A 2,968-nucleotide genomic window follows, 5' to 3' on the forward strand; every position below is an offset into this window, starting at 1 on the left:
TTTGTGGTATCTACTGATGACCCGGGAATGAACTAAGTTCAGAGTGGGCAATTATGTTTGTTATTACTAATATCTTAATTAAAATTTTATATTATGAGACTGAAATCTAAAATGTATTTAGCTGCTATGGCTTTACCTGCCATCTTCGCTTCTTGTACACAAGACGAAGTATTCAGCGGCTTAGAAAACCAAGATGCCACTAAAGGACGTGCTGTTGTAGGTCAGGTGACACTTGTAATGGACGGTGCTGAGACTCGTTATGACAGCGAAAACGGTCAGTTTGAGGCTGGCAAAGACGTGCTTGGCATGTATTTGATGGATGAATATCAAAGCAGCTGGAATGGGGGCGCTGGTATCGATTGTCCGGGTGAACACGATGATGCTAATACCACATGGTGGAGATACCAAGATCATTGGACTGCAATGTATAAACTGGTAAACTATATTCAGACCAACTATCCTTTCCGCTATACAGCAGCTGATGAAACTTCAAGAAGTGGAGCTGCTGTTTGGAAGAATGATGCGAAGTTGGTTGAAGGTAACTACTTCTCAATGTATCCACAACAGGAAAATGCTACCAACCGTCGCGAATTGTGGCACTATATCAATCCTGCTGTACAGATGGTGAAGCATTCTACAAAAGATGGATATTATCACGGTGTAGACAACCAGTTCTTCTTGGGATACAACCAGATTTACCGCGATCAGGAAGCAAATGCCAATGGCGAGCTTGCTGTTGACGTGAAGCTGAAAGGTGTAATGACTGGCTATAAGATCAAAATGCTTGGCTGGCAAGGTGCAGATGTAATGTTGCAGAAGATTTCTTTTAAATCTGAAGATGGAAGCGCGTTACCTACTATTGCCTATATTGAGCCTGCACTGAAGGACAGTCAGCAAGATTGGCGTAAAGTTACTGATGATAAAGCAGTAGAAGGAATTGAAGATTGCGATGAAGTTTATGCAGTAGGTTTGTATGATGCACAAAAAACTTGGACTAAGAAAACTGTAAGAAGTCTGGTTAACTATCGTACAACTGAAAACGGTCGTATTCCTTACGGTTTGGATGAAGATAAGCAAGGCTTGGCTTATGAATACAGCTTTACATTCCCTGAAAATACAATTTTGAAAGGTGATGTATCTCAAGGCGACTTGTTGTATGCTTACATTGTAGTTCCTACATTAACGAAGGCCGAGTGGGAGAACATCGAAGTAGACATCTATGGCTGGAGATGGATAAAAGATGACGTAGATGGTACAGGTCACTGGGAATATGGTAAATTTATTCCTAAAACTCCCAATAGCGAATGGTTTGACATCGCCAATCTGCAACCGTGGAATCCTGCTGACGAAAGCAACTATTATCAGCTCATTGAAAATCGTTTCGATGATTTGGCATTCCAAGCAATCAATGAGTTCAACGTAGCTTCAACTGCTGATATGGAGCAGATGGTAGAAGGTTTCTTGAAACAATCTTATGGAAGCGGTGATCTTACATTCACTATCAAACCTGATGCTGCAGGCGTTGAAATCACAGAAGATTTCGTAGCTATGCTGAAAGAAAACTCGAAAGAGAATAATCGTAACATCACAGTTACTTTCAATGGCAGCCGTGATGGTGTCGTAAACTTCAATGTTGATAACACTCTGGCTCTGGATGAAGCTACTACTGAAACTGGTAAGAAAGTTGTCTTCAAATATGCTGATGGTATTGTTTTGAATAACAATGCAATTCAAACTGTTGCCAAGAATACGACTTTGAATGGTAACTTTACTATCAACAACCACAATACATTGAATGTGGAAGGTACGTTGGAAAGCGAAGTTACAGTAAACAACTTCAATTCAGTAACAGTGAAGGGTGAAGTGAAGAAGATCATTGTGAACAACAAGAACCTGACTATTGATGGTGGTACAATTGAAAAAGTTGAAAACAACGGTACAGCAACAAGCAATGGTGGTAAAGTAACAACATTTAATAATAATGAGTACGAGGCCGATTGCAAGGATTGCAATGCAGAACTTGAAGTAGCTAAAGGAACTTTGGAAATTGAAACTTTAACTAATGATGGTAAGGTAACTGTAATGAGTGGTGCTGTCCTCAAGACTGCCAATAATGATGATCCAAGTCTCATCAACAATAATGAGATTTTGAATGCCGGTACTATTGAGTCTGACTATATCCAGAACAATGCAGTGATTGAAAACTTAGGTAAGATTAATGCTAAAGCGTTTAACAATGGTGTAGTTGCAAACAACTTTGATAAAGTAGCTGTTGTACAGAATGGTAATGCTAATATTGCTGGTTCTATTGAAGGAAGTCTTTACAACCGTGGTGCAGTTTATGCCAACAAGGGTACTATTGTAAAACTTCAGAATGTAGCAGCTGCTAACGGTATATTGTATGTAACAGCTGAGGAAGGTAATGAAGTACAGACTACTTCTGACAGTAAAGGTGAAATACGCTTTATGAGCGTAGCTCCTCAACACATTGCAACAAATGGTACTGATACTAGAATTTTCGTAACTTCTGCAGAAGATGATGCTGACCGTAGCATGTTCCATATCTTGAAGAGTATGTATACTACTAATTCTTCTCATTTGGAAACTGCTTCTGACATCACTTTCGACTATTATGGTCAAAATGTTGCAAATGGTAAGTCGGCAGTCGATGTAGCCACAGCAATTAAGTCTATCAAAGTACTTAAAGGTGAAAAAGTGAACTTCCAAGGTGCAGTAGCTGGAAACACTTACAACTTTACAGCTGCAACTTTAAGCAATGAAGCTGAACTTCACGTAGAGAATTCTACTACAATCAAGGTAAGTAGCGTAGTTAACACTGGTACAATCCACTTCGGAACCAACAGTAGCATTGTAAATGCAAGTGGAGAAGTTGTTGATCACAAGTAATCAACCTATACTGATAAACTAATTCAATTTGATGAAGGTGTGTCAAAAAGCACACCTTCTT

Annotated in this window: 1 protein-coding gene; it reads left to right on the forward strand. The window is 39.4% G+C overall.

The genetic code is table 11. The annotated features are described in order from the left end of the window. Window positions 1-93: 93 nt before the first annotated feature. A complete protein-coding gene (locus tag QVP67_RS01045) occupies window positions 94-2,907 on the forward strand; it encodes a hypothetical protein (RefSeq protein WP_022161703.1) in 2,814 nt (937 codons plus the stop codon). The last annotated feature ends 61 nt before the right edge of the window (window positions 2,908-2,968 follow it).

The sequence above is a fragment of the Bacteroides sp. CAG:633 genome (assembly GCF_000435115.1).
Taxonomy (GTDB): Bacteria; Bacteroidota; Bacteroidia; order Bacteroidales; family Bacteroidaceae; genus Bacteroides; species Bacteroides ndongoniae.

Excerpts from the sequence above, each read along its gene's own strand:
- QVP67_RS01045 (WP_022161703.1), top strand. The coding sequence starts at position 94 with ATGAGACTGAAATCTAAAATGTATTTAGCTGCTATGGCTTTACCTGCC.